Annotated in this window: 18 protein-coding genes and 6 pseudogenes; 5 read left to right on the forward strand and 19 right to left on the reverse strand. The window is 59.4% G+C overall.

Annotated features, from left to right (window positions below):
- Both EN738_RS08010 and EN738_RS08015 read right to left on the reverse strand, forming a co-directional pair.
- Window positions 1-475 (reverse strand): OmpW family outer membrane protein (locus EN738_RS08010; protein ID WP_145966833.1); only part of this gene is annotated, 475 nt, incomplete at its 3' end.
- Between the two features lie 5 nt (window positions 476-480).
- Window positions 481-2676, reverse strand: a complete 2196-nt coding sequence (locus EN738_RS08015; protein ID WP_127283228.1) for a prolyl oligopeptidase family serine peptidase — start codon at window positions 2674-2676, stop codon at window positions 481-483.
- A gap of 843 nt (window positions 2677-3519) precedes the next feature.
- Here EN738_RS08015 and EN738_RS08020 point away from each other — a divergent pair.
- On the forward strand, window positions 3520-3891 hold the full coding sequence (locus EN738_RS08020; protein WP_127283229.1) for a hypothetical protein: 372 nt from the start codon (window positions 3520-3522) through the stop codon (window positions 3889-3891).
- A gap of 191 nt (window positions 3892-4082) precedes the next feature.
- Here EN738_RS08020 and EN738_RS08025 read toward each other — a convergent pair whose 3' ends face one another.
- From EN738_RS08025 to EN738_RS08035, 3 genes are read right to left on the reverse strand one after another with little or no spacing between them, the layout of a single operon-like run.
- Window positions 4083-4625 (reverse strand): hypothetical protein, encoded by a 543-nt coding sequence (locus tag EN738_RS08025; RefSeq protein ID WP_127283230.1) that lies wholly within the window; start codon window positions 4623-4625, stop codon window positions 4083-4085.
- Entirely contained in the window at window positions 4625-5017 is a 393-nt protein-coding gene (locus EN738_RS08030; protein ID WP_127283231.1) for a hypothetical protein, read from the reverse strand. Before EN738_RS08030 ends, EN738_RS08025 begins: the two co-directional genes overlap by 1 nt.
- 35 nt (window positions 5018-5052) lie before the next feature.
- Window positions 5053-5550, reverse strand: a complete 498-nt coding sequence (locus tag EN738_RS08035) for a hypothetical protein (RefSeq protein ID WP_051695310.1) — start codon at window positions 5548-5550, stop codon at window positions 5053-5055.
- A gap of 212 nt (window positions 5551-5762) precedes the next feature.
- Here EN738_RS08035 and EN738_RS08040 point away from each other — a divergent pair, with 212 nt between their 5' ends.
- On the forward strand, window positions 5763-6467 hold the full coding sequence (locus EN738_RS08040) for a hypothetical protein (RefSeq protein ID WP_091597890.1): 705 nt from the start codon (window positions 5763-5765) through the stop codon (window positions 6465-6467).
- A gap of 685 nt (window positions 6468-7152) precedes the next feature.
- On the opposite strand, the gene EN738_RS08045 is transcribed toward EN738_RS08040, so the two are convergent.
- From EN738_RS08045 to EN738_RS08075, 7 genes and pseudogenes are all read right to left on the reverse strand, one after another.
- A complete protein-coding gene (locus EN738_RS08045) occupies window positions 7153-8187 on the reverse strand; it encodes an IS110 family transposase (protein WP_029354722.1) in 1035 nt (344 codons plus the stop codon).
- Window positions 8188-8280: 93 nt separating this feature from the next.
- Window positions 8281-9047 (reverse strand): IS5 family transposase gene (locus EN738_RS08050; RefSeq protein WP_236370666.1). Its coding sequence is split into 2 segments (ribosomal slippage): window positions 8281-8714 and window positions 8714-9047, totalling 768 coding nucleotides; the frame shifts between segments, so codons are not numbered across the junction.
- 307 nt (window positions 9048-9354) lie between these two features.
- Complete coding sequence (locus EN738_RS08055) at window positions 9355-10098, reverse strand: hypothetical protein (protein WP_135927944.1); 744 nt, start codon at window positions 10096-10098, stop codon at window positions 9355-9357.
- Window positions 10043-10327 carry a hypothetical protein gene (locus EN738_RS08060; protein ID WP_245492252.1) on the reverse strand — a complete coding sequence of 95 codons (285 nt, stop codon included), beginning with the start codon at window positions 10325-10327 and terminating at the stop codon, window positions 10043-10045. Before EN738_RS08060 ends, EN738_RS08055 begins: the two co-directional genes overlap by 56 nt.
- A 252-nt stretch (window positions 10328-10579) precedes the next feature.
- A pseudogene (locus tag EN738_RS08065) lies at window positions 10580-11077 on the reverse strand (IS110 family transposase); the annotation flags it as partial.
- A 56-nt stretch (window positions 11078-11133) separates the two neighbouring features.
- Window positions 11134-11448, reverse strand: a pseudogene (locus tag EN738_RS08070) (hypothetical protein); the annotation flags it as partial.
- 188 nt (window positions 11449-11636) lie between these two features.
- The gene (locus EN738_RS08075; RefSeq protein ID WP_036268033.1) at window positions 11637-14633 is read right to left on the reverse strand and encodes an N-6 DNA methylase; all 2997 of its coding nucleotides are present in this window, start codon (window positions 14631-14633) and stop codon (window positions 11637-11639) included.
- 62 nt (window positions 14634-14695) lie between these two features.
- On the opposite strand from EN738_RS08075, the gene EN738_RS08080 reads away from it, so the two are divergent.
- Window positions 14696-14998, forward strand: a complete 303-nt coding sequence (locus EN738_RS08080; protein ID WP_127313414.1) for a hypothetical protein — start codon at window positions 14696-14698, stop codon at window positions 14996-14998.
- 153 nt (window positions 14999-15151) lie between these two features.
- Here EN738_RS08080 and EN738_RS36885 read toward each other — a convergent pair.
- Window positions 15152-16011: pseudogene (locus tag EN738_RS36885) on the reverse strand (DUF6615 family protein).
- A 107-nt stretch (window positions 16012-16118) separates the two neighbouring features.
- A complete protein-coding gene (locus tag EN738_RS08090; protein WP_091597881.1) occupies window positions 16119-16502 on the reverse strand; it encodes a hypothetical protein in 384 nt (127 codons plus the stop codon).
- A gap of 289 nt (window positions 16503-16791) precedes the next feature.
- Here EN738_RS08090 and EN738_RS08095 point away from each other — a divergent pair, with 289 nt between their 5' ends.
- Entirely contained in the window at window positions 16792-17214 is a 423-nt protein-coding gene (locus tag EN738_RS08095) for a hypothetical protein (protein ID WP_029354745.1), read from the forward strand.
- 202 nt (window positions 17215-17416) lie between these two features.
- Here EN738_RS08095 and EN738_RS08100 read toward each other — a convergent pair.
- From EN738_RS08100 to EN738_RS08120, 5 genes and pseudogenes are all read right to left on the reverse strand, one after another.
- Window positions 17417-17756, reverse strand: a pseudogene (locus EN738_RS08100) (Arm DNA-binding domain-containing protein); the annotation flags it as partial.
- Between the two features lie 301 nt (window positions 17757-18057).
- The gene (locus tag EN738_RS08105; protein WP_029354749.1) at window positions 18058-18501 is read right to left on the reverse strand and encodes a hypothetical protein; all 444 of its coding nucleotides are present in this window, start codon (window positions 18499-18501) and stop codon (window positions 18058-18060) included.
- Window positions 18502-18505: 4 nt separating this feature from the next.
- On the reverse strand, window positions 18506-19636 hold the full coding sequence (locus tag EN738_RS08110) for an ImmA/IrrE family metallo-endopeptidase (RefSeq protein WP_189347394.1): 1131 nt from the start codon (window positions 19634-19636) through the stop codon (window positions 18506-18508).
- A gap of 58 nt (window positions 19637-19694) precedes the next feature.
- Window positions 19695-19928 (reverse strand): hypothetical protein, encoded by a 234-nt coding sequence (locus EN738_RS08115; protein ID WP_127220023.1) that lies wholly within the window; start codon window positions 19926-19928, stop codon window positions 19695-19697.
- A 693-nt stretch (window positions 19929-20621) separates the two neighbouring features.
- A pseudogene (locus EN738_RS08120) lies at window positions 20622-20834 on the reverse strand (twin-arginine translocation signal domain-containing protein); the annotation flags it as partial.
- Between the two features lie 249 nt (window positions 20835-21083).
- On the opposite strand from EN738_RS08120, the pseudogene EN738_RS08125 reads away from it, so the two are divergent.
- Window positions 21084-21334: pseudogene (locus tag EN738_RS08125) on the forward strand (DDE-type integrase/transposase/recombinase); the annotation flags it as partial.
- Window positions 21335-21929 lie beyond the last annotated feature (595 nt).

The following is a 21929-nucleotide window of genomic DNA, read 5'->3' on the forward strand; positions in this document are numbered from 1 at the left end:
GGTTATAGAAGACCGTGTAGTTCACGCCGGCGCCGATATAGGGCTTGAACGCGCCGAAATCGGTAAAATGGTACTGCAATGTCAGCGTGGGCGGGAGCAGCCAAACCTTGCCGATATTACCCGCCGAGCGGATCGTTCCCTGACCGTCGATGTTAGCATGGGTGGTGCCGAGTATGAGTTCGGCGGCGATATTGTCGGTGAAGAAATACGAGATATCGAGTTCCGGCGTCACCGTGTCCGAATAGGAAAGACCGGAGCCGGGAAGCTTGTCAACGTAGCCCAGATCTTTCGTAACGACGCCCAACGCCCGCAGGCGGACCTGCCAAGGGCTTGGCGCTTCGGTGACCGAAGCTCCCGTCTCCGCCAGGACGGTCTCTGCTTGCGCAGGCTCCGCGGCGACGGCCTGCTGTCCCACCATGATTAGGGCCACCGCCGCTGCTATTGCCCGCGCTACGCCCATTCGCGTTCTCCCCATGATATTCACTCCTTGATGTTCAGAAAGGATGCACTGCACTGTTTGGTCTCCTGCTCGAATGAATTGTTGATGGAGCTCAAATGCTCCTCTTGCGTTGCAACGCGTACCGCCATCTCCGGAAGGTGATCGTTGAAGCCGATTGCGCTGCGGAGAAAATTGGTGCCTAGACTGATGAATGCGGCTTGCTCCCGATTGTCCTTGCCGTAGCCGTGCCCGCCTGCGCTGGCCTCGTAGAAGTAAGCGGGATAGCCAAGAGCCTGCAGTTTTGCGGCCATCTTGCGCGCATGGCCCGGATGGACGCGGTCGTCGCGTTTCGTGGTGGCGATCAGGATAGGCGGATAGGGCTGTCCCGGCGCCGCGGCGTGATAGGCGGAGATTTCCTTCAGGAAAGCCCAATCGTGAGCCTTGTCCGGATCGCCATATTCGTCGATCCAGCTCGCGCCCGCCAAGAGCTTGGTGTAGCGACGCATGTCGATAAGCGGAATTGTGCAGAACAGAGCCCCGAAATGCTCAGGATAGCGGGTCAGCATGTTGGCGATCAGCAGGCCGCCATTTGAGCCGCCCTCGGCGGCAATCCGCCTCGGCACGGTGATGCCCCTTCGCACGAGGTCGGCGGCAACGGCGGCGAAATCGTCATGGGCGAGACGCTTGCCCTCCCTGCGCCCGGCATCGTGCCAGCGGGTGCCGAACTCGCCGCCGCCGCGGATGTTCGCCTCCACACACGTGCCGCCGCGCTCGAGCCACAGCTTGCCCAGCGGGGAGTTGTAGTAGGGCAGGAGTGATGTGCCGAACCCGCCATAAGCGGAAAGGTGAATCGGAGCATCTCCGTTCCCGTTCGCCGGACCAACCTGCGTATAGGGGATCAGCTCATGATCGATAGAGACTGCCTCGTGGCGCGTGACCACCAGTCCGGATGCATCGAAATTCTCCGGGCTGCGCTTCAGGATTGCTGAAGCGCTGAGAGACGGCGCGGCATTGAGATCGAATAGCAAGAGCTGCGGCGGCGTGATCGGATCCTGAGCACAGACCAGGACCTCTCCATTGGTCTCGTGAACTGCCGCATCGAATGACCAGACGTGGACAGTCCCTTCGGCCGGCAGGGTGTCCAGGACTCGGCGCGTCCATTCCTGGTGGCCGGGAGTGAACATCTCGAAACGCGGTACGAGATTGACGAGGTAAGAGATAATGAGCTTCCCGTCATTCCAGAAGAATGACTGCAGAGAGCGCCTTTCCCCTGGTTGAAACAGGGTCTCAAAACGGCGTCCGCCGGCGAGGAAAGAGCAAAGCGAGATGACGATCAGCGCGTCGGCGGGATGGGTGGTGCCTCCCACCGTCCACGGCTTGCGCGGCCTTACCGCCAGCCAGTCGCCGAAGACCCGCCACGACGCGTCACGAGGAAGATCGATCTGCCTCCTCGGCCCGCTCCTGTCGCCGATCCAGCTGATCTTCTCGTAGAAGGCCCGTTTCTCAATGAACCAAAGGCGCTCGCTGCGGCCGGTGCGGTCCGAATGACCAGACACCTTGAGGCTCTCGAACCCGGCCTCGAAGATTACCGGCGTGGTGAGGGGATCCGCGTCACGCTTCCACAGTCGCACGGTGCGCGCATAGCCGGAGCGGGTGGCCATGCCATTACCAAGCGCACTGGAAAGCAGAAGCGCGTCAGGGTCCAGCCAACTAACGTAGCCTTTGGCCTCGGGGAGATTGAAACCGTCGGCGACAAAGCTCAGAGAGATCAGGTCGAATTCGCGATGCACGACCGCGTCGCTGCCGCCGCGCGACAGGCGCAGAACGGCTCTTTCCCGTCTCTCCGGCTCGACGGACGCGCCGTCCCAGATCCAATCCTCTCCGTCGCTAGCCGCGAGAGCATCTAGATCGAGCAGTAGCTCCCATTGGGGATCCGCCTTCATGTAGGCGGCAAGGGTGGTCCGGCGCCACAGTCCGCGTGGATTTCCGGCATCTCGCCAATAATTGTAGAGGTACTGACCACGGCGCGCGATCAGGGGAAGGTTGTCGCAATTGTCGAAAATGGCTGTCAGAGCCGCCCGGTCGCGCTCGAACTGCGTTCCACCGAAGTGCTTCAGGGTCTTTGCCGACTGGCCGGCGGCCCAGGCAAGTGCCCGCTCGCCCTCTACATCTTCAAGCCAGAGATAGGGATCGTCGTCGGGAGCATCCAGCGTTGGACGGACATCAAATGCGTTCATGTCCGGACAGCCTTCAGAAAGAAGGGATAGAGGCTTCCGTCGGCTCGGGAACGCTCAGTGTTGGTAGCGGCGCCCACATGTTCGAAAAGCGTGATCATTGATGAGTTCTTCCAGTCGGTGCGGCATCGCAGGGCTTTTGCGCATAGGATCGCAACCGTCGTGCCAACTGGGAAAATCGTTTCGGAACAATGCGATCGCTCTGGAAGCGTTGTGTCACATGTCCGACATCGTCGAGAATCCGACAACGAGTGCTCCTCCTAATCACCGGATCAACCTCCGGCGCCAGTCGGTGACACCGTGCAGAACTCGAGCAGTGAAGCTCATTGGTGAACTTGGTTGACGCCCAACATCTTCGCTCTGGAGCGCTTCACGCACACGGATTCATGGCAGACACCATGAGGCGATCGATGCGGTTAGCGACCAAGCTGGGCTGCGCCTGTGCGTTTCAGCCGCCAGCTGGAAGCAGCGGAGTTCTGAGGAGATGCGACGAGCGCCCCCAAAGCTCGCGAAGCGCATTGAAATACGTGAGCACTGTCAGATACGGATCGGCGGGATCTTCCCCTTCTTGCGTCGGGCTGGAAGTCGGTGCCTGCGCGCCTGCCAGCAGGGTCTGCATGCTCCGAAGAAAGAGGAGTTTAGGCCCGCGATCCTGACTCGCCACACCGACGTAGAGGCGGGCTGGCTCTCGTGTCGATGGCACAGTCCTGGCGAAGAAGCTGTCGGTACGGTGGATGCCGGGTGGCGGAAATACGGCCGTCTCCGAACGATCGAACAAGGCTGCGATCTGTTTCTCCGCCCTTCGGACGGTCGCGGTCGAAGCGACGATTTTGGACGAATGAGTCCATGAAGACCCGGCCGCGACGACAGCAGGTCGATCGCTGTTTCGTAGAGTGCGGCCACCGTTCCAAGCGGGCCAGAGATCAGGTGCAGTTCGTCCTGGATGACAAGATCCGGCGGATCGAGCCGATGCCCGTTTCCGAAGGGGCGACCTTCGCCTGGCTCATACGCGCCGAAGAACCCCTTGACCGGATCATACCGGTCTACGTGTCCAAAGAATGCGCCGCTCTTGCCAATCCATGGAAGGGAGGCAAATTTGTCCACCGTGGCGATGAGAAATGCGGGAAGACGGCGGTAAATTGGCTCGTCCACCACGAGCACCGGCAGGTGTCGATCCCGCGTGAAGTCGCATTCGGCGTTCTCGCATTTGAGCACTAGATTCTGCGGAGCCGTCCTGTTGGGCGTGAAGTGGAAGCTCTCTGGCTTGAAGGGCTCACCACACCACGGACATCCCTTCAGTGGCACCGGGGATTTCGTCTTAGGTCTGCTCTGGTACCGCTTCAGCCAGGTCGTCGCGGCGTCCTTGTCGGAAGAATTTCGCGGCTGGATTGTTCGGTGAGGCTGCGCCGCTACCCAGAGTCCAATCTCGATCGGCCATTCGCCAAGCGTCTTCCGGCCATTGTCATCATGGGTCCGCAGGAATTCGAGCGCGCAGACGAGACCAGCGGCGTGAGCAGGCGTAACGTGTAGCGCATGATGACGCTGATGCCCGCACCCAGCACGCCAGATCCGCGGAGCCGCCTCAGCACAATCGCATAGGCGGCAAGTCCAAGATACGCTCTTGCCGCCGCCGGTCGGAAAAAAAGCAGGTCGACGATCTCACGCTCACCACTGTTTCGGTCGGTCACGCCAACGAGATTGAGGAGGACGAAGGCTAGCTGGAACGGCCGCCATGTTGGCGGGTCTACATCGCCCGGCAGCTTCTTCTGGATCACTGCCTCGCGCCGGCGGTTGGCCATCGCCATCGCCGTATTCATCAGGCCGAATGCTTCACGCGCCACCGTATCACGCTTAAGGAGATCTATCCCATCGCGAATCCTGCTGCCGGCGGTGTCAACTTTTTCCAGAAGCGCCTGGCCCGTCTTTAGCCGTCTCGGCGCAAGCCCTGTCATCATTCCTTCCTGACCCCGCCGCCACTCGGCGTAAAGTTCAGGCAGTGAATCCAAGGCTGCACTGACCGCTTCGGCTCCGGAAACGGCAGCCCGAGCGAGAGCCTCCATGCCGAACTCGACGCGCTCCTTGCCGGGACGACACGCTCCACCTCCTGCTGCGGAAGGAAATCGGTCCAAACACGCGTCACGGGGAGCGGATCGTTCGTCGCGTCACGCCGTTCTTGCCAGCCGGCAGATGTGTTGCGACCAACGGCATATTCGCGGACATCGCGATAATGGAGATCGCCCAGCCTAAGTTCGAAATCATCGGACTGGTAGGTGGACAGGTCGCTGCGCGGATAAAATCCATCCGCACATTCGAGCTCGATCCGGGTCTGGAACGCGTAGGCCACGTCCTTGTACGGAGCCTTTGTGCTCCGTCGACGGTTTACCAAGAAGACGGTGATGACGCGCAGACGCTCTTCAGCCCCTTCCGGAGTCTTTTAACGGAGCACACGGTGTGAACGGCGACTTCGATGCCGCCGCCCGGCCTGTGAGGCGCAGCGCTTTCCGGCAGCGGGATCCCGGACTGGTTCCGAGTGACGTCGAGGACGATCGCGGCTTCGCCGGAAACCCGAACCCAACGGAGGTTCTCGGGCTTTTCTGGCTTTGGCTTGCCCTTTCCCGACACTTCGGGAATGAGGAGCGCATCGGGCAATGGGGGCTCCGTCTTATAGTTCCCCCATGTTGCGCGCAGCGTGACTTGACTCACCGTTTCCGGAAGAACCACCGTCAACCCTATCGACGACGGAAGAAACCTGTCCCGCGGTGGTTGGTCAGTCGAATCCTTCTCATCGACCTCCTCCTCGACAGCGGAGTCCAGCGTCTCACTGGCGAGAAGGTCGTCGGCGGTTTCTTCGATGGTTTCCTCGCCGTCAGGTATCACAGGCGCAACACCGTCGTAGGCGGGAACGATAAAGCCCCCGACGTACCAGCGATTGCTTCTTGGTCAGGACTTCGCGTGCGAGATCCTGATCAAGGTCAGGATTCGGGCCGACTAGGTCGGATATATCGCGATTTGGACCAGCGAAGCCCCAGTGAGGATCGTGGCTGGCCGTTGATCGGAAACGAATCGGAGGCACCTTCAGGTAACGCACGATGAAGTTCACCATTTCCCTTTCTGATGCAGCTCGTCACACTATTACGCTTGCCACACTGGAAGCCTATGTTCTCGGAGATGGTCGTCCGCGCCGAACAAAGCTGGAAACGCTGGGGTATCTTTGGGGCTTCAGTCGCGAGGACTCGAAAGGAACGACCCATTTCCATGTCGATCTTATGAGTCTCAGCATTTCAGCCAAGCGATCACGGAACAGCGTGAAGCCCAACGATCAGGCTGTCCGCCTGAAGAGCGAACTGATGGATCGATGGGCACCACACTTGACGCTCATCGGTGATTTCCACAGTCATACCTATGAAAATCTTGCCGAGGTACGGGACATTCGTGGATTCGAGTTTTCGGATGCTGACGAAGCATCATTTCTAGACGACGACTTCCTGTGGGAGCGGGCTAACGACCAGCCAATCATGCTGGCAATGACAATCTGCAAGCTGGCGCGGGTCCATGAAAAGCATGCCGCTGAGACCATACGCTCGAACATTGCGCATTTCGACGTGGGTGAATTTCGGTTCTGGTTGAATGCTGCTGTTGGATTCCTAGACGCCTCCGGGTCCAGACGCTGCACTGGGAATCGTCCTTCAAACGTGAAACTCAGAATTGATTCTCGCTTCTACAATTACTCGAGAGACAGGCTCGTTGTTGCTACCCGTGCATTGATTTCCTCGCCTTCTCCCATGGGAGCTTAAGTTTCGTGCGGAAAAACGATTATCAAGAACTCGCCGACGTAAGTGCGGAAATTGGCACGTACAGGCAGGCCTTACGGTTGGAATGATAATGACACCTAGAGCTCATCTTATGACTTGCGAGTCGGTTTCCGATCTAACTACGCGAAATATCAATCGTCACAGCTATGTCCCTGTGGTTCATGACGGTGGTTTCGGGGACTATTCTTTGCAGAACGCTTCTTCGACGCGACACCGCCGAGTGGAAAAATCTCTGAGCGTGTTTCCGCTCCAGAAGAGACGTTGGTTGGAGCCGACGCAAGCATTTCTAGACTTCATCCGAGACGCCGACCAAAGGCCGTGTCGGCTAGGGTCAGGACTTCGGTAACGGGGCCGTCCTCGTCAAGGCAAATTTGATGCAAGAAGGGATCGCCCATCCGGGTGTGCGGAGAGCGTGATTGCATTTGGTTGTGCTATATCGCCTGCTTTCCTGCCGTATGAGGTTCTGCCCGGGTTCATGCTTCGGTCCGTGGTCGGCGCGGCGGCCGCCAACATGATGCTTGTCCAATATGGTTCCGATGCGCCCATCTCATTGGCGTGCTCGCCCGGCGGGGCGGCATCAGTCCAGACCGCGGCGTCATCGGGACCACGTCCCGGGTCGGGGACCTCGCAGGTCTGCGCTCAGGCAGACATCAACACGGAGATTAGCTCATGCATGGATCGGCTCTGGCGCTCCTTCCCAGCGGAAGTTTCTTCCGTCCAGCCACATCCGATGCAGGATCACACCGATCCGACGCGCCAAGGCCACCATGGCCCGCTTGGTGCCGCGCCGTTTCGCGACCCGCGAGGCCCATGTCCGCAACCACGACCCACGGCCCCGGTTCATCATGACGGTTGCGGCCTGGCATAAGGCGCGGCGTAAATGGGCGTCACCGGCTTTGGTGATACCGCCTGTCACGTCGCGCTCGCCGGACTGCTGCCGTGAAGGGGGGAGGCCGACCCACGGGCCGACTTTCTTCGACGACGAGAACCGAGCCGGATCATCCACGGCCGACTTGAAGGTCAATGCGACCACCGCGCCAACGGCCGGCATGGTCATCAGCAAGCGGCAGGTCGGGTCGTCCTGTGCTAGGCTGCGCACATGCCGCTCCAGTCGCGCCAGTTCATGGCGGAGGGTGGCACGGGCGCGAAGCATCGGCTCGGTTGCCGCCACCAGCGTAGTGTTGCTGGCAACCAGTTCCTGAATGCGAGCATCAAACCGTCCTTTGGAGATTGCGCCGACTTTCAAGCCGAAGTTCCGCAATAACCCGCGCAAGGACATTTCCAGAGCGATCACGCCCTGCTGGATGGATTTGCGCGCCCCGAGGAGTGCGCGGATCTCCTGGGCAGACACCGACTTGCAATGGACTGGCCGGAACCAGCCCAAATGTAGCAGCCGGGCAATACCTTCAGCATCGCGCCGGTCTGTCTTGATCGGCATGGCTTTCAGAGCACCCTTCACTTGCCGGGTATCCATCAGAACCACTTCCAGGCCGGCTTCGGTCAGCCCCCGGTGCAGCCATTGCGACAACGGCCCGGCTTCCATCCCGATCATCGCAATTTCGCCCTGTTGCTCCAGCGCGAATTGCGTCAGCGCCGCGGGATCGCTGCCGACCTCAGCCTCCTTCACGATCTTGCCGTGCTCGCTGACAATGCAGACCGCAGTCTTGGCGAGTGAGACATCCAACCCAATGAACAGTTTCATCCCGTAATCCTCCTGTCAGAATCAGATACGGGAGCGTCGGCGGCAACCGGTCAGCATGCAATCGGTAACGGGCAGCGCACGACGCAGGCCCCGTTACAGCATCTCATTGATCCAGAAGATGAACGCTGCAGCGAAGGCGATTGCTGACAAGAATGTGTGCGCGCATCGGTCGTATCGAGTGTGGATGCGTCGCCAGTCCTTGAGGCGGGCGAACATGTTCTCGATCCTGTGGCGCTGCCTGTAGAGCAGCGGATCATAGCTGTGCTGGACACGGTGCTTGGCATGAGGCGGGATGCAGGGTGTGATGCCCTTGCCGATGAGCGCCTCGCGGAAGCCAGTGGAACTGTAGGCCCGATCGGCCAGCAGATGGCGGGCAGGTGGCAGTTCGTCGAGCACGGCAGCGGCGGTTCTGTGATCGTTGGCCTGGCCTTCGCTCAGGTGCAGCAGCAACGGACGTCCCTGGTCGTCGCAAACCACCTGCAGCTTGGTGGTCAGACCGCCTCTGGTCCGTCCGATACATCGGGGTAGAGCCCCTTTTTGAGCAGGCTGGCTGCCGTGCGATGCGCCTTGAGATGGGTGGCATCGATCATCAGCTTGTCTGTGCCGCCGCCCCGGGCCGAGAGTTCGGCCAGAATGCGGTTGAACACACCCAGCCGGCTCCAGCGAATGAACCGGTTGTAGATCGTCTTGTGCGGACCATAGGCGGCCGGCACATCCCGCCAGCGCAGCCCGTTACGGATCACGAACAGAATCCCGCTCAGCACCCGTCGGTCATCGACCCGAGGTACCCCGTGCGAGCGTGGAAAGAATGGCTCGATCCGCCGCATCTGCGTCGGCGACAGCAGTAACAAATCACCCATGGTGGCCACCTCCAGCCACCTTGAATCATCATCGCTCCTTCAACTCAACAATTTAATGGGTCCTGACCCTAGTTGTTTCCTCACGCCAGATCGAAGGTCTCGTCAGCATTTCAGCATGCAGAAATTGCCAGTGCGAGCAGCCCTCTTTGCTCTCGTGACAGCATTCGAGATGTCCATGGCGGATGCGATAGGGAGACGCTTCGAAACGCCGGGCCGCTGGCTGGAGAAGCTTAGCGCCGAAAGAAGAAAGAAGATTTCTCAAGTGATCGCCGATGCGAAGAGTGATGATGGATTTGTGGACGAGATCCTATTCACTCAGTTCTGCGACAAATCTGATATTGTTCGAAAAGGAATAGAGCTCCCCCGGAGCGCGACATCGGCCGCCGACGTGTTCCGGCGAGCTGAGAAACTTAGAAATGCTGTTGCGCATGAAATGACTGTGCCTGGCTCCTTCCGCCGCGAAAAATATCGCAGTGTTGGTCAGAGATATGATGATTTTGAAAAGGGAGATTGATGGATAGAAGGCTTGCTCTGCGCAGTTGCCTTTTTGGTGCGTTGGGAGACGAAACGGAGACTGTGCAGGACCCTCCATTAAGCGCTCGAGGTTGCGCGCGTACTCATCTTCCAGTTCGACGCCGGCCTCTTGGAGAATGGCTACTTCTTCTCTGGTTAGAAGCCAGTCAGGCGACTCTACAGGGGGCACGTCGGCGGTGCCTTCGCCTAATAAATCCTCGTCCTCCGCAGCCTGCTGTGCGGCTGCCAATGCTGCCTGGATAGTCAGCGTCGCGTCGAAGACCGTGTCCCTCTCGGTGATTTCGAACTCGTGGCCACGCTCGGTTTGATACTTACGACCAAGAAAGCGATCCCGCAGTTCAGCGAACTGCCAATGCATGTCCTCTCGGCCAGCGTGATGTTTTTCGATGCCCTCGGGTTTGAAGTAGCAGACCATTTGCTCGACACCGCCTTGATGATGCCCCGGCGACGTGGCCAGGCGACTAGGAATGGGTGTTGATGTCCTGCTCAATCTGCCGTGCTGATTCCAGAATGTCATCGAAACTCGGCGGAGTGCCGAAGATCATGGCCGCCGTATTGGCATAGTCGCGCGTGAGCGCGTCCACCATCTTTGGAGCGGGCGCGATCGCGAAGCTGCCCGGGACTGCTGAGGCGAGGTCATAGTCGGGACGGTCGAAAAACATTCGTGCGTGCCGCACGCAGTCGGCGCCAAGATCGAGATCGCCGAGCGCGGCCTTTCCGGTCTCGGATCCGAGAAGACAGTGCATGTATGGACAGCCTCCGCGTGGCAAGGGCTTTCTGACATTGATGACAGGTTGGTCGGGTGCAGGCATGTATTCGGCCTTTGAGTGCGGCCTGTTCATGCCGCTGGCCTTGAAGTCCGCGGATCGGATCCCAGACAGGTCAACGCGCTTTTTGAGCGGCACCCACTGAGCGGGTTTTTCCGATCCCGGTTCGACCGTCGGTCATCACACCATCAGCACCTCACCAACCTCTGTGCATCCTCTGCGACTACGTCACTACGCCGGTGAATCCGCGAAGCGCTTGCCCGTAGTCATCAGCGCCCAGACGATCCGGGCCATCTTGTTTGCCAAGGCCACCGCAACGACGTTGTACGGCTTTTTCGCCAGAAGCTCGGCAGCCCAGCGAGTGGGTGCCGCTTTGCCCTTACGACAGAAGCGAAGCACGGCATGGGCTCCCACAACAAGAAGGCGACGGATGTAGGGATCGCCTTGCTTGCTGATCCGCCCGAGCCGATCCTTTCCTCCGGATGAGTTCTGTCGCGGCACCAGGCCAAGCCAAGCCGCGAGTTGCCGGCCGGATTTGAACAGGGAAGCATCTGTCACGGTCGCAACGATTGCGCTGGCGGTGATCGGACCGATGCCGGGGATCGTTTCGAGGCGACGGCTCAACTCGTGCGAACGATGCCAGATGTGAATCTGTCGGTCCAGCTCACCGACCTTCTCGTGCACCTCACGCAATTGCTGTAGGGCCGATCGGGCAAGCGGGGGAATGAGGTCGTGCCCCTCGTCCTCAACCAACGCGACGAGCATGCTCAGCCCTGTAGCACCCTATCGGCAGCCGTGTGGTGGCCATAGTCGGCGATCGGTTCGTTGCGATACCAGTAGATCGCCTTGTCGACGTCGCCGGTGAGCTCCGTCGCGGCCGAGATCACTTGTACCATCTCGCGCATCCGGCCCTGCAGGCGTTCCGATGAGGGATTGCGGAGCGTGTTGCGATGAACCCCGGTCAACTGTGCCAGATTGGCCACCTTCACGCCCAGCGCCTGCGACAGGCGCTTCGGCGAGATATAAGGCGTGCGCGGCTCCTGAAGGCTATCGACAAAGCCTGAGACCGCCTTGGAGTGTGCGAGCTGTGCGTAGGTTATGACAAATTACGACCTCTCATACGCACAATATATTAACATTCGAATGCATAGCAAGTGGACACGAATTATATGACTTGGTTTAACGGCACTCTGCAATTCGTCAGGCTAAGGGGCAGCATAAGGCCCGGGAGCGGACGGCAGGGGACGGGCGGATTGGTTCCGATAGCGGACCTTCTCTAGTGCGGGTGTCAAGGTGGAAGTAGCGCGTCGACAAGGCGTTCGATCGTTTCCGCTACGCCGTCGTCGACTAGTGTTTGCCGGATCGCCCGCCGCTTGGCGGTGAAGTGCGCGCTGTCGGGTAGTTCGATGCGGGCGGCGATTCCGGCAGCGTGCAGCGCCGCCGCGGCAAGGTCCACGTGCAGTGCCTCGGAAGCGTCGAATTCAGGGATAGGCAGCGTCCAGACGAGATTGTCGAAGTCACGCGGATCTCGCTGTCCGACTGGCTGAAGGTCCTTTACGCGATCAAGCACAATACTCGTGTTCAGGACGGCAGCAACGTACGCGGCTTCTTCGAGTGAGTTGGCGGCCGACCAATAGGCCTTGTGGTCGATAATCACATCGTCGTCCTCTAGCCAGCACGCGCTCAATCGCGTTCCAGCTTTGGTGTAGAGAACTCGAATCGGCGATCTCGCCGCCTGCGCCACCAGTTTTTGAAGGTGGTTTAGCGACCGCGTCAGCGTCATACGAGGCGCGCCGTCTACCCCCTTGTTGCTATGCTCGTTCCACTTCGTTTCGGCATCGCGCAACCACGCCGCAAGGCCACGATGGCCTCGTGCGTCAGCGCTTGCCGCCGTGAGGATTGCACCGCTCTCCATCGGAACCACGCCCGTCACGAGGTCGAGGACCCGATAAGGTGCGACGGACTCTCCCAGCGCAATTCGACGCACGAATATGCGTTCGACCGGGCCCTCGGGAGGCTCGACGCCGGTCCACGGCCGCTTGTCGAGACTACCAACACGGCCGCGCAGGCGCGGCGCATCGCGGCGGCTTTGCAGGCGTCCGGCTGCGGCATACTCCACGAGAACAAAGCGCCTTGGAAAGAGGCTTGCACCATTACGGAAGCGTGTCCGATATGGAGATGCAGCAAGTAGCGTTCTCGGCCTTGGCCAAGCCGCGCGCATATGCGCGAGCACCTCGGCCGCCTCGGCCTCGCTGGCATCACGCCGTGGAAGCACACCTACCCAGCGATCGAATTCCGCCGGCGGCGGCCCGGCACGGTCACGCTCACCGAACAGCACACAGGTGCTCGTCGTGCTGCTGCCGGATTGCGCACCGAAGATCGGCCACACCCGCTCCAGACCCCAACCGCCGATGATCGCTACCCGCACGCGCTCCATGCCCCCGTCGCGCATTCCGGCGAACACGGGAGCGTTGAGCGCGGCATAGGGCAGAACGAGCGCCAGCACGCCGCCGTCGCGCAGGTAGCGTTCCGCGCCGCGCGCCCAAAACAGCGCACACATGTCCTGTTGTGTGGCCAGACTGCCACCGACCCAGAGATTGTAGCTCCGCAGCGCCTCGCGCAGCCGGTCCTTCATGTCCGCGCTCAGGTGGCGATAAACGATCCAGGGCGGATTGCCGATCAGGACGTCAGCCCGGTGATCGGGATGCGACAGCCACACTGGGCGCAGCAAGTTGCGCAGAATGAAAGTCCAGATGTGGTTGCGGCCGTCAAGATAGAGTTCCTTGAGCTGCGCGAACGTTTGGCCGAGCATGGCCGCGTCCTCGGTGGTCGCGCCGGCGAGAGCGATGGCATGGCGAATGGCCTCCGGCTCGGCGAGCGTGTCGAGCCCGCGGTTGAGCTCGTCGAGCGCACGCTCGAACAGATGTTGGTCGCTCGCCAAGCCGGCGGGGATGCGCAGGGGCGGATCGTTGGGCGGCACGTCGACCAGCACTTCGGCCGATGCGCCCAGCGGTCGCAGGTTCCACTGCATCGAGTCGCCCATATAAACCGGCACGCTGAGCGTGGGCGGCCGATCCTGTACCAAATCGCCGAGTGCCAGCAGCCACGTGACGCGCGCGAGCGCGACCGCGACAGGGTGCACGTCGATCCCGAACACGCGATCGGCACAAGTCTCGACGATCTCGGCTGGTGGCACCCCAGCCTGCCGACCGGCTTCGATCAGGCGGCGAAGCGCATGGAACAGAAAGGTCCCAGAGCCACAGGACGGATCGAGCACCCGCTGTTCCAGCGGGCGAGGAATAGCCGCCGTGACCACCCGCGCGGCCAACCAGTCGGGGGTGTAGTATTCACCGAGGTCGTGGCGCTCGTCGGGGTCGATCAGGCTCTCGTAGAGACTCTTGAGCACGTCGACCTTGACATCGCGCAGGCGAAAACGAATCGTTTCGGCGGCAAGCGAACGCACCAGGTCATCGCCGCCCGTTGCGAGTAGGGGCCAGTCGAAGAAGTCAGCCTCGACGGCGCCGACAATACCCTCATTCGCCAGCAACCGGCCCGACAGCATCTCCGCCGGATCGCCAATTTCCAGATCGAGGACGCGCGCCGCGATCGCCTTCACGAGGATAGTCAGGTAGGTGTGTTGGAGGAACAGCGCATCACTGCCCACGTCATCGCCGTATACCTGGCGCAGCAACCCATCCCACAGGTTCCGCTTCAACCGCACTTCGGGATGGTCGCCGACCTCGGACCACAGGCGCTGCAGTTGCGCGTGCGCGCGGCCGAAGGCAAGGCTGTATCGACCGAACGCGAGCGCGACAGCGATCGGTGTCGGCATCACCTCGGGAACGGGCGAGAGCAGCGGCTCGAGCCAGGTCAGCAACCGTTCGGGGTGGTCGACGTCGACGTCATAGCGGCCGATGCTCGTGAGCCTGCCGAGATCCAGCGTGTAAGCGAGCAGCGTCGCGCCGTCGGTGGCAAGACCGACGGTGGTACGGCCAGGTGCGCTGCCGCGGCTTGCATCGGCCAGATAGTCGGGCATACGGGCGACGACATCACGCTCTTCGCGCCGTAGATCGCTCTTCAGCTCGATCACGGTGGCGCCCCACGCCACGTCGATCCGCCCACTGTTGTCGACAAGGTAGCGCTCGTGCTCTAACTCGCTGAACGCGGCGCCGAAGCCTTCTCGCAGCAGTTCCGTGATCAGGCCCCGCAACGCCTCGTGTCGTGGCCGGGAAGCCATCGATCGGACGATGTCGGGCAGACGATCTCCGCGCCAACTGTTTGCCACTTTCCCCTCCCGCTTGAGGCTGTACCGTTGCCGCCGCATGCGCGAGAGCATAAGTTGCCACCATGAGATTCGCTCAAGCAGACTTGTTCGCGCAAGACGACGCCGAACGCAACACGCTATCGCAATCAGAGCGGGTAGCGATCCGATCGCGTCTGGAAACGACACTGGCCAAGCTCGAAGCCACGGCAATCTTCCCTTGGCGCGATCCGCTGGACGCCGTGCACGAGGAGAACCGCTTCCAACGCGACAGCGAAATGCTCGGTGAGGAGGGCGTTCTTCTGTGGCACCGGTTCGACACAGAGATGGACCGGCTCCACGCGACGCGGTTCTCTTCCGACCTCCGCTCCGCTGGATCGACGAATTGACCAGTAGTTTGTCAAGTGCTTGGAAGTCGACCAGAGCCAAAATGAGGCGCAAAGTTACTACGCAAGCTTTGCCTGAAATGGGCCGCTGGGCTCAAATGTCTTTAGTCCGCCCCCAATTTAGCCAGCCAATCCCTATTAATGGCGAGCCCCAGCTCAGCCTCGCTGTGAGGGCACGTCGCTGATGACAGGCGTACGGGAGTCTCCGGTGCGACCGGAGATGAACGTAACTAACGGGTAATCGAGCTGCCGGTCGATACGTACCGCCGGACCGTCCTGCAAGGTCCGACCAATCCCATCAGCTGTCATGAGCTCATGAGGTTCAGATAGCCGGCGGAAGGTTTCGTCCCCGTACCTTTCGCGAGGCCTGGCAGGGGCGCTACGAACATATCGCTCTCTCAGGAAGGCAGAGACCGTATCAGGTGTCGGAACCGTCTCGCTCCGAACCGTGCTCCGAGGACAAAGTAGTGCCTCGAGGCAAAAGAAATGAGGCCGCAGATGGACAGACGCTTGTTAAGCGCTCCCGTTTTCGGCGTCCCACTGGCACCAGCGAGCTTCGCCTCCAGTTCGGCGGCGATGTCGCTCGCAAAGGCTAGGTTCGCCCCGCTGACAGAGGGGACCAGCCCCCTGAAGTTAGGGTCCATCGTCACACTCGCATGATTGTAGAAGAGGTAAAGTGGGACCCACGGCGGGGGCGTGTCCCGCAGGGTGCGGAATTGATAGTCATGCTTGGGCGAGGGCCTATGCAGCAGCTCGCTGTAGGAGCGGTTCTTGTTTTGGACCACGGCGGCGTTTAGGCGCTTGGCTTGGATCCGCACCCAAAGGTCGCGACCCTCAGACACGTTCCAGAACCGCAGATCAAGATCACCCCCGGTGTCCTTTTCGATCGGGTAGGAGATGACGAGCTCTGGACCGGCGAACGCGGCCAGCGCGCCCGTGAGGATGTCGGTCATGGTTTCTTCCCGGAACCTACCGCGCTTGAGGTTGGTCTCGCGGTCGAGCAGTCCCCCGATCACAAGAGGTAGCCGTGTTGCCAGGTCGCAAAGTGTTGCCAACGTTGTAATCCTACGATGACTATTGCCGCTCCGCGAATTCCATAATCACCTACACTCAGCGCAGGGAGTTAGCGTGTGGTTTCAAGCGAGCGGTAATGAACGGGGTCGTGGTTCCGCACGGCATCTAGGATCAGCGTGACGATCGCCTGCGCCTCGCTCATGTCTGGCAAGCGCGAATGACGGCCTATCCGAGCTACAGGCTTCGGCATGGCGCGCTCATGCGCAGCGGCGAGAAGTGCCTCACCTTGCACCTTCCATTTCACTTGCCAGCGACGGACCGCCGCCTCTGGACTCGCCGCATCCCAGTCCGTGCGCTGCCGAACGATGCGCGTCATGGCTGTGGTATACTTCAGGCCAGGCGTCTTCACCATGAGATCTGCAACCATGGTCAGGAAGACTGTATCGTTCTTGCCTGTGCCGCGAGGGCGGCCGCGGGAACGCTCGTCAGTCATCGGGGCGTCCTTTCCGAAGATGACGATGATGCCTTAGGATAAGTAATTCGACAGCCTGATCCTACTGAGAAGAATTGGCATTTCGACCTTTTTAGCGTCGGAAATTCACGTCACGAAGTCCATCAACGAGGATAATTCGATTTGGATGGATTTTTCCTCGCTCCGTGACTATCGCAGGGGATCTGCCCTGCGGCCGGGGGTTCCATCAATACGGTCGGGCTCAAGATCGCGCGGCAGAAACGGCTGTGGGGATACGGTCAGGAGTGAGCGAGATGAAACTACCCCTGTAATGACGTATGGAAGGGCCGACACCCTCGAAGAGCGGCTTGGGCTGACGCCCATGGTCAGCCAGCGTATCGCGGCGATCATCATCTTCGCCGCCGCCATCGAACATCACCTGGAGCGGGCACTGTGGAAGCTCGAGGGCGCCAATCCAACGGGCATTCGACCCGAGACCGACGCGAAGATGATCTCTGATTTGATCGGATGCTTGAAACATTCGCCTCAACCCTGCCAGCAGGAGAGGAGCGCACCCCTGCTTGAGACATGGTGCAATGCAGCCCGTCTCGCGTTTGCGATCAGGAATGACATCGCTCATGGCGTGCCCACCAATTTGGGAGACACGCTGACATTCATGAACAATCCTCGCTGGCATGGCGAGAAGCGAAAGAGACCAGTCAGCGACTATTGGGCCGGACGATCACTCTCTTGATCTCGTTCGTCACGTCTTCGCCGTTCTTCTGCGCGTCATTGTTGGCGTTTCGGCAGAGAAAGTGACGTTGGCCGGCCTTACTAAACCGTCTTTGCTACGTGCCTTGCGCGACTCGAATTCGATTCTGAGCGAAATGGCCTGTAAAGACTACAATCCGACCTTCGAGAAATACTAAATCGGCAGCGGGGCTTCATACCGCTTGCAGGTTAAGCCCCGCGTTCAGATCGGCGATATATCGCGCACACAGCTCTTTGATGGTGATTGCTTTGTAGTCGAGTTCACGCTCGTCGGCAGGATTGTCGCCTTGAGCGACACGGCCGAACTGGACATTCGCTTCCGGTCGTGCCGTCTCGGGCGTCCAATCCCGTGGAGGCCGATGGTGTAGCGAGGCGAGCGGCCGGCTGCCCTGTATTGATGACATAGCTGCGTTTGCCGGATGCGAACACACGAAGGCCGAAACCGAGCAGCTCCTCATCCCAGATGACGTAGTCCTTTTCGCGGACCTGGGCGGCGTCGACAACCCTTTTGGTGATCTTAGTCATGACGTTCTCTCCAACCAGCACCGATCTCTCGCGTAAGCAACCACGTAAGCACGAGGGCGGAAGTCGGAGCGCAGTTTCGGATTCGAGCGTCGCTCGGCATTTCAAGTTGCCTAAAAGTTTCTAAGAGATAGGGTGCGCCAAAGAAATCAGGGGTCCATTCTGGACACATAGGTTACGGTTTATACCGGAGACATGGTGAAGTGCACCCATCTCTCGGGAAGGGCACAGTCGCTTAGATGGGTTTTCGAGCAAAGCTGCCACTTGGTCCCACACCAAGTTCCCGCACAGCGCCAAAATGCTGCTAGAAGCTGGTGACTTCCATGAAAGGGACTTTCAGGGCGGCACAGAGGCTTCTCATCGACGAGGAGTGGAGTCCGTTGTCGCCGGATACCAAATGGCATGGCGGCTTAGCGCCATTTTGCGCACAATGGACGAGAGCTATGAAGGGGACCTTTTCGTTTGCGGCCGCGTTTAACCGATGCCCTGAGGTCATAAAGATTTCGTTGAGTGCGCAAGCGGCCACGTATACGTCGGAATCGAGTTCGACAATTTCGATGTCCGACTCCGATATCTCATCGGCCAAGCTCTTGTCGAAGATACGAACCTGGTCGAAAACCTCTTTGGGTACCGCAATGCGTTCGACTTTCGCTCGTTGGAACAGAGCGGCTTTCAGGTTTCCGCCAGCTTCGCTAAAATAGAGGCATGCCTCTAGATCAAGCACAAAGTTGATGCCGCTATAGGCCATGCTGTTATGGCCCCAGCCGGTTAACACCGATGGCGGCGATCTGCTTTATCGTACTTGGCTTCAGATTGGTGAGCCGGTACGCATCGAACTGAGAGATTGCCTTCCTGTCGACCGCGGCGGTGAGCATGTTAGGCAGAAGATATCCGAACCTGGCAATCTGCGAGCTAATTCCACCGCCCCCGCTGTTTTCCTCACCTTCGTCTTCTTCTTCGATCATGGGGACTTCAGACGGCAGGGTCGCAGACCACGCAGCGTAAAAGCCTTTGCTCAAGCCCAAATCAGAGACGCGTAAGGCGCTCGCCTGCTTACTGGCGCCAAATCGTCTGGAAAGGAGATCAACGACGGCCCTAGCACCCCTTCCCGCGACGCTTTTATAGGCTTGGGAAAATTCCTCCGCAGGCATCATGACCGAGGCAGTCACCGAGTTGCAGAATCTTTCAACCTGGTTGTTGAGAATGGCGGGGTCTGAAACTCCCGTTTTGCCAAGGAGCACATGCACCACTTCATGCATCAGTGTGAACAGCTTGGTAGCGGGCCGCTGCCCGGTTGTATTCACGAAGATGATGGGAAAGTCACCGGTAGGAGAGTAACAAAACCCACGGAACGGGTCCGCTACCCTATCGCAGAGCACGATGATGCCTTTCCGCTCTAGCGATACACGCGTCTCCCTGAACGTTAGGGTAGGATCCACCGATCCATCGACGCGCTGGACGGGGACATAGAGCGATTTCAATAGCTTTCGCGCGGTCGACTGCTGATGGATGGTCACGCTATTTGTATTGGCGAACCTGGCGCAGTCTTCGAACGCTCGGTCCGCCAGGTAGGCGGCGATAGAACGAGCACGCGCGATTCGCGTTAGTCCTGCCGATGTAAGAACCGCTGGCCTATTATTGGCGGCGCGAAAATCAGGCATATTGGCGTCGATTTCTACGTCTTTGGCGAACAGGAACTGGACCGGTACAGCCAGAGCGGAGGAAAGTGAAAACGCCACTCGCTTGCTGACGTCGGTTGGGGTTGTTTCCATTTCAGTCAAGAAATCTGGTCGGATATTCGCCTCAATCGCGACCGCTTCAATTGACAATCGTCGCGCGCGGCGGATGCTTTCCACTGCCGAAGGTCGGGGGGTAAGTTTCAATGGCATCTCAGTCGCTCGCAACAGAGTGTTTTCGTCTGAATGAGTTTTCCGGACTGCTTCAACTAGCGTTCGGATTGAATTTGGCGCTGTCGATTTTTAGAGAGCTGGCAATCGTTCCTCGAGGACCGCTTGCACGCCAGATCGCGGCAATCGAAACGTTAATCGGAACAAGAAAGGTGAGAAACCCCTCATCAGCCGGCAGCCTTCGGGCACGTTTGGAATCGGCAAAGCGAGAGATCGTCATCAATGACGATAGTTTGGCCACTTGGGTAACATGCTGCGCGGCCGTCACATCCTTGTTCGGGCTAGCGGCCCTGTATTGGTCGTTCTACGCTGCCGTGGACCAGTCTTGCATGGGCGAGCAGCTCGCTCTCTTTACGACCATTGTGCATTTCGTTCCCCTCCCATTGGCTATTCTAATCCTCTACGCCAGAGCCCATTTTGTCTATAAAGACGTTTGGCAAAAGTGCAATTTGCTTAAGCAAGATGCACTCGCATAACAATTGGCTGCTCTAACACAGCGTCTCGCAAGGCGATCGGCCAAGGAAGCTTGCGAACCGCCCGACATCGCGGACGTAGTTGCGCTGCGCCTCCTGGCTGAACCGGCGCATGGTCATGTCGTCAATCAACCATTGGCGCGGCGGGCTGATCGGTGCATCGAGAACAGGGTGGGGGTGGTCAGGCTTCTTGTTGACGAAGCCTGTGATGCTCTGCCCCGCCGAACGACGCTCAATGCGGGCGCGGCAACCGGATCGTGACCTCTACCTTACCACGCGCGTCCATCCCGCGCAGCGGGTTGTTCTCCGACCTATTGCGGTGATTGTCGCTGTTCGGCCACAGCTCCGGTTCTTCCACTTAGGTGATGATCACGTTTCGCAGGAGCTAGTGTCGTTACGACGCGCTTGAAGTTCCTTCACTAACGTTCCTCGCAATAACGCTAAGCGCCTGATCATATCCACGATCTTGATATAATCTTCGAGGACGTCGCCGGATCGAGACTGTCGGTTGCCCCAGCACCACTAAGGCCGCCCCTGGTGATACCGCCGCGGACAGGCCCCTGCGCGCGCGCAGCGCTGGCGAGGATCGAATTGGCGAACGTCGCTGAAACGCCGAGCGCCGTCGCACGGCCGAGAAATTCACGTCGGCTCAGGCGGCCCGCAGCGACGTAACGGCTAAGATATTCGAGTTCTTGCGACATGAAATGTTCCTCCTCCCATTCATTGTTTCGTGCTAATGTCAGCGCTTTATCAAGCTCAGCGGAAGCGAGCGGCCAAAGAATCTCTATTTAAATGGTAGTGGTCAAATACCGATTGTCGTCCCACATCATCTCGTTTCAAGATCGTTCACACGCAGGGCGGATCTGGTTCCGAGATGCGCGACAATCGATACTGACGAAATGACGTGTGATCGAACTACCTGATCGAAATTGTGGCCCGTGCTATCTGGCTACTTCCGCTCCAATCTGAGTCTGCGCGATGTCAGGGAAATGCTGCTCGATCGCGGGATTGTCGTTCCCCACGAGACCATCCTCCGATGGTGCCGATGCACTGCCTGATTATGCCCGCCGCATACGCCGAAGGCGCAAACGAAAACGATGTCTGGCACCTCGATGAAGTCGTGGTGCGCATCAACGGTCAGAAATCCTGGGTGTGGAGAGCGGTTGATCAGGACGGATATGTGCTCGACGAGATCGTCCAACGCGCCGCAACGCTGCGAAGTCGGTAGCTTCGGCCGAGATAGAAGATACTTTCGTTGCACTGCGCCTGAGCTCAAACCACTCACCGTCAAATCGTAACGGCGCACGCGCTTGTCCACGATCTCCGAAGGCTGCTCTACATTTTCAGCGATGGTTCATGGACGAAGGGGCTGCATGGCTCCGATCACGATCGGCCGAGCTTGAACGACTAAGCGGGCAGACAATCATCTAAGGTGATTGTGAGGGACCTTGGATTCCGCTGGGGTTCGTGCGGCAAGCATAGGACACTCTACTTTAACTGGCGACTTCTACAGCTGCCGGTACAGGTTATCGACTACGTGGTGCTACACGAACAGGTTCACCTGCTGCATCACAACCACTCCAAGCAATTCTGGAAAGCGATGGACAGCGTGCTTCCAGACTGGCTTGTTCGTAAGCAAGAATTGGAACGCGATTGGGTAGGTTTGCGCGTTTCGCTTTGGCGACTCCGTCGGAGGCCCCCGCTGGCGAAGGGATTGCCTCCACGAGTAAGGTGTCGCGGCGATGAGTTGCCGCAGGTCAAGCTCAGCGAAGCCGATCGACAGTAATGCCCCCGAC

The organism is Mesorhizobium sp. M4B.F.Ca.ET.017.02.2.1 (assembly GCF_003998955.1).
GTDB lineage: Bacteria > Pseudomonadota > Alphaproteobacteria > Rhizobiales > Rhizobiaceae > Mesorhizobium > Mesorhizobium abyssinicae.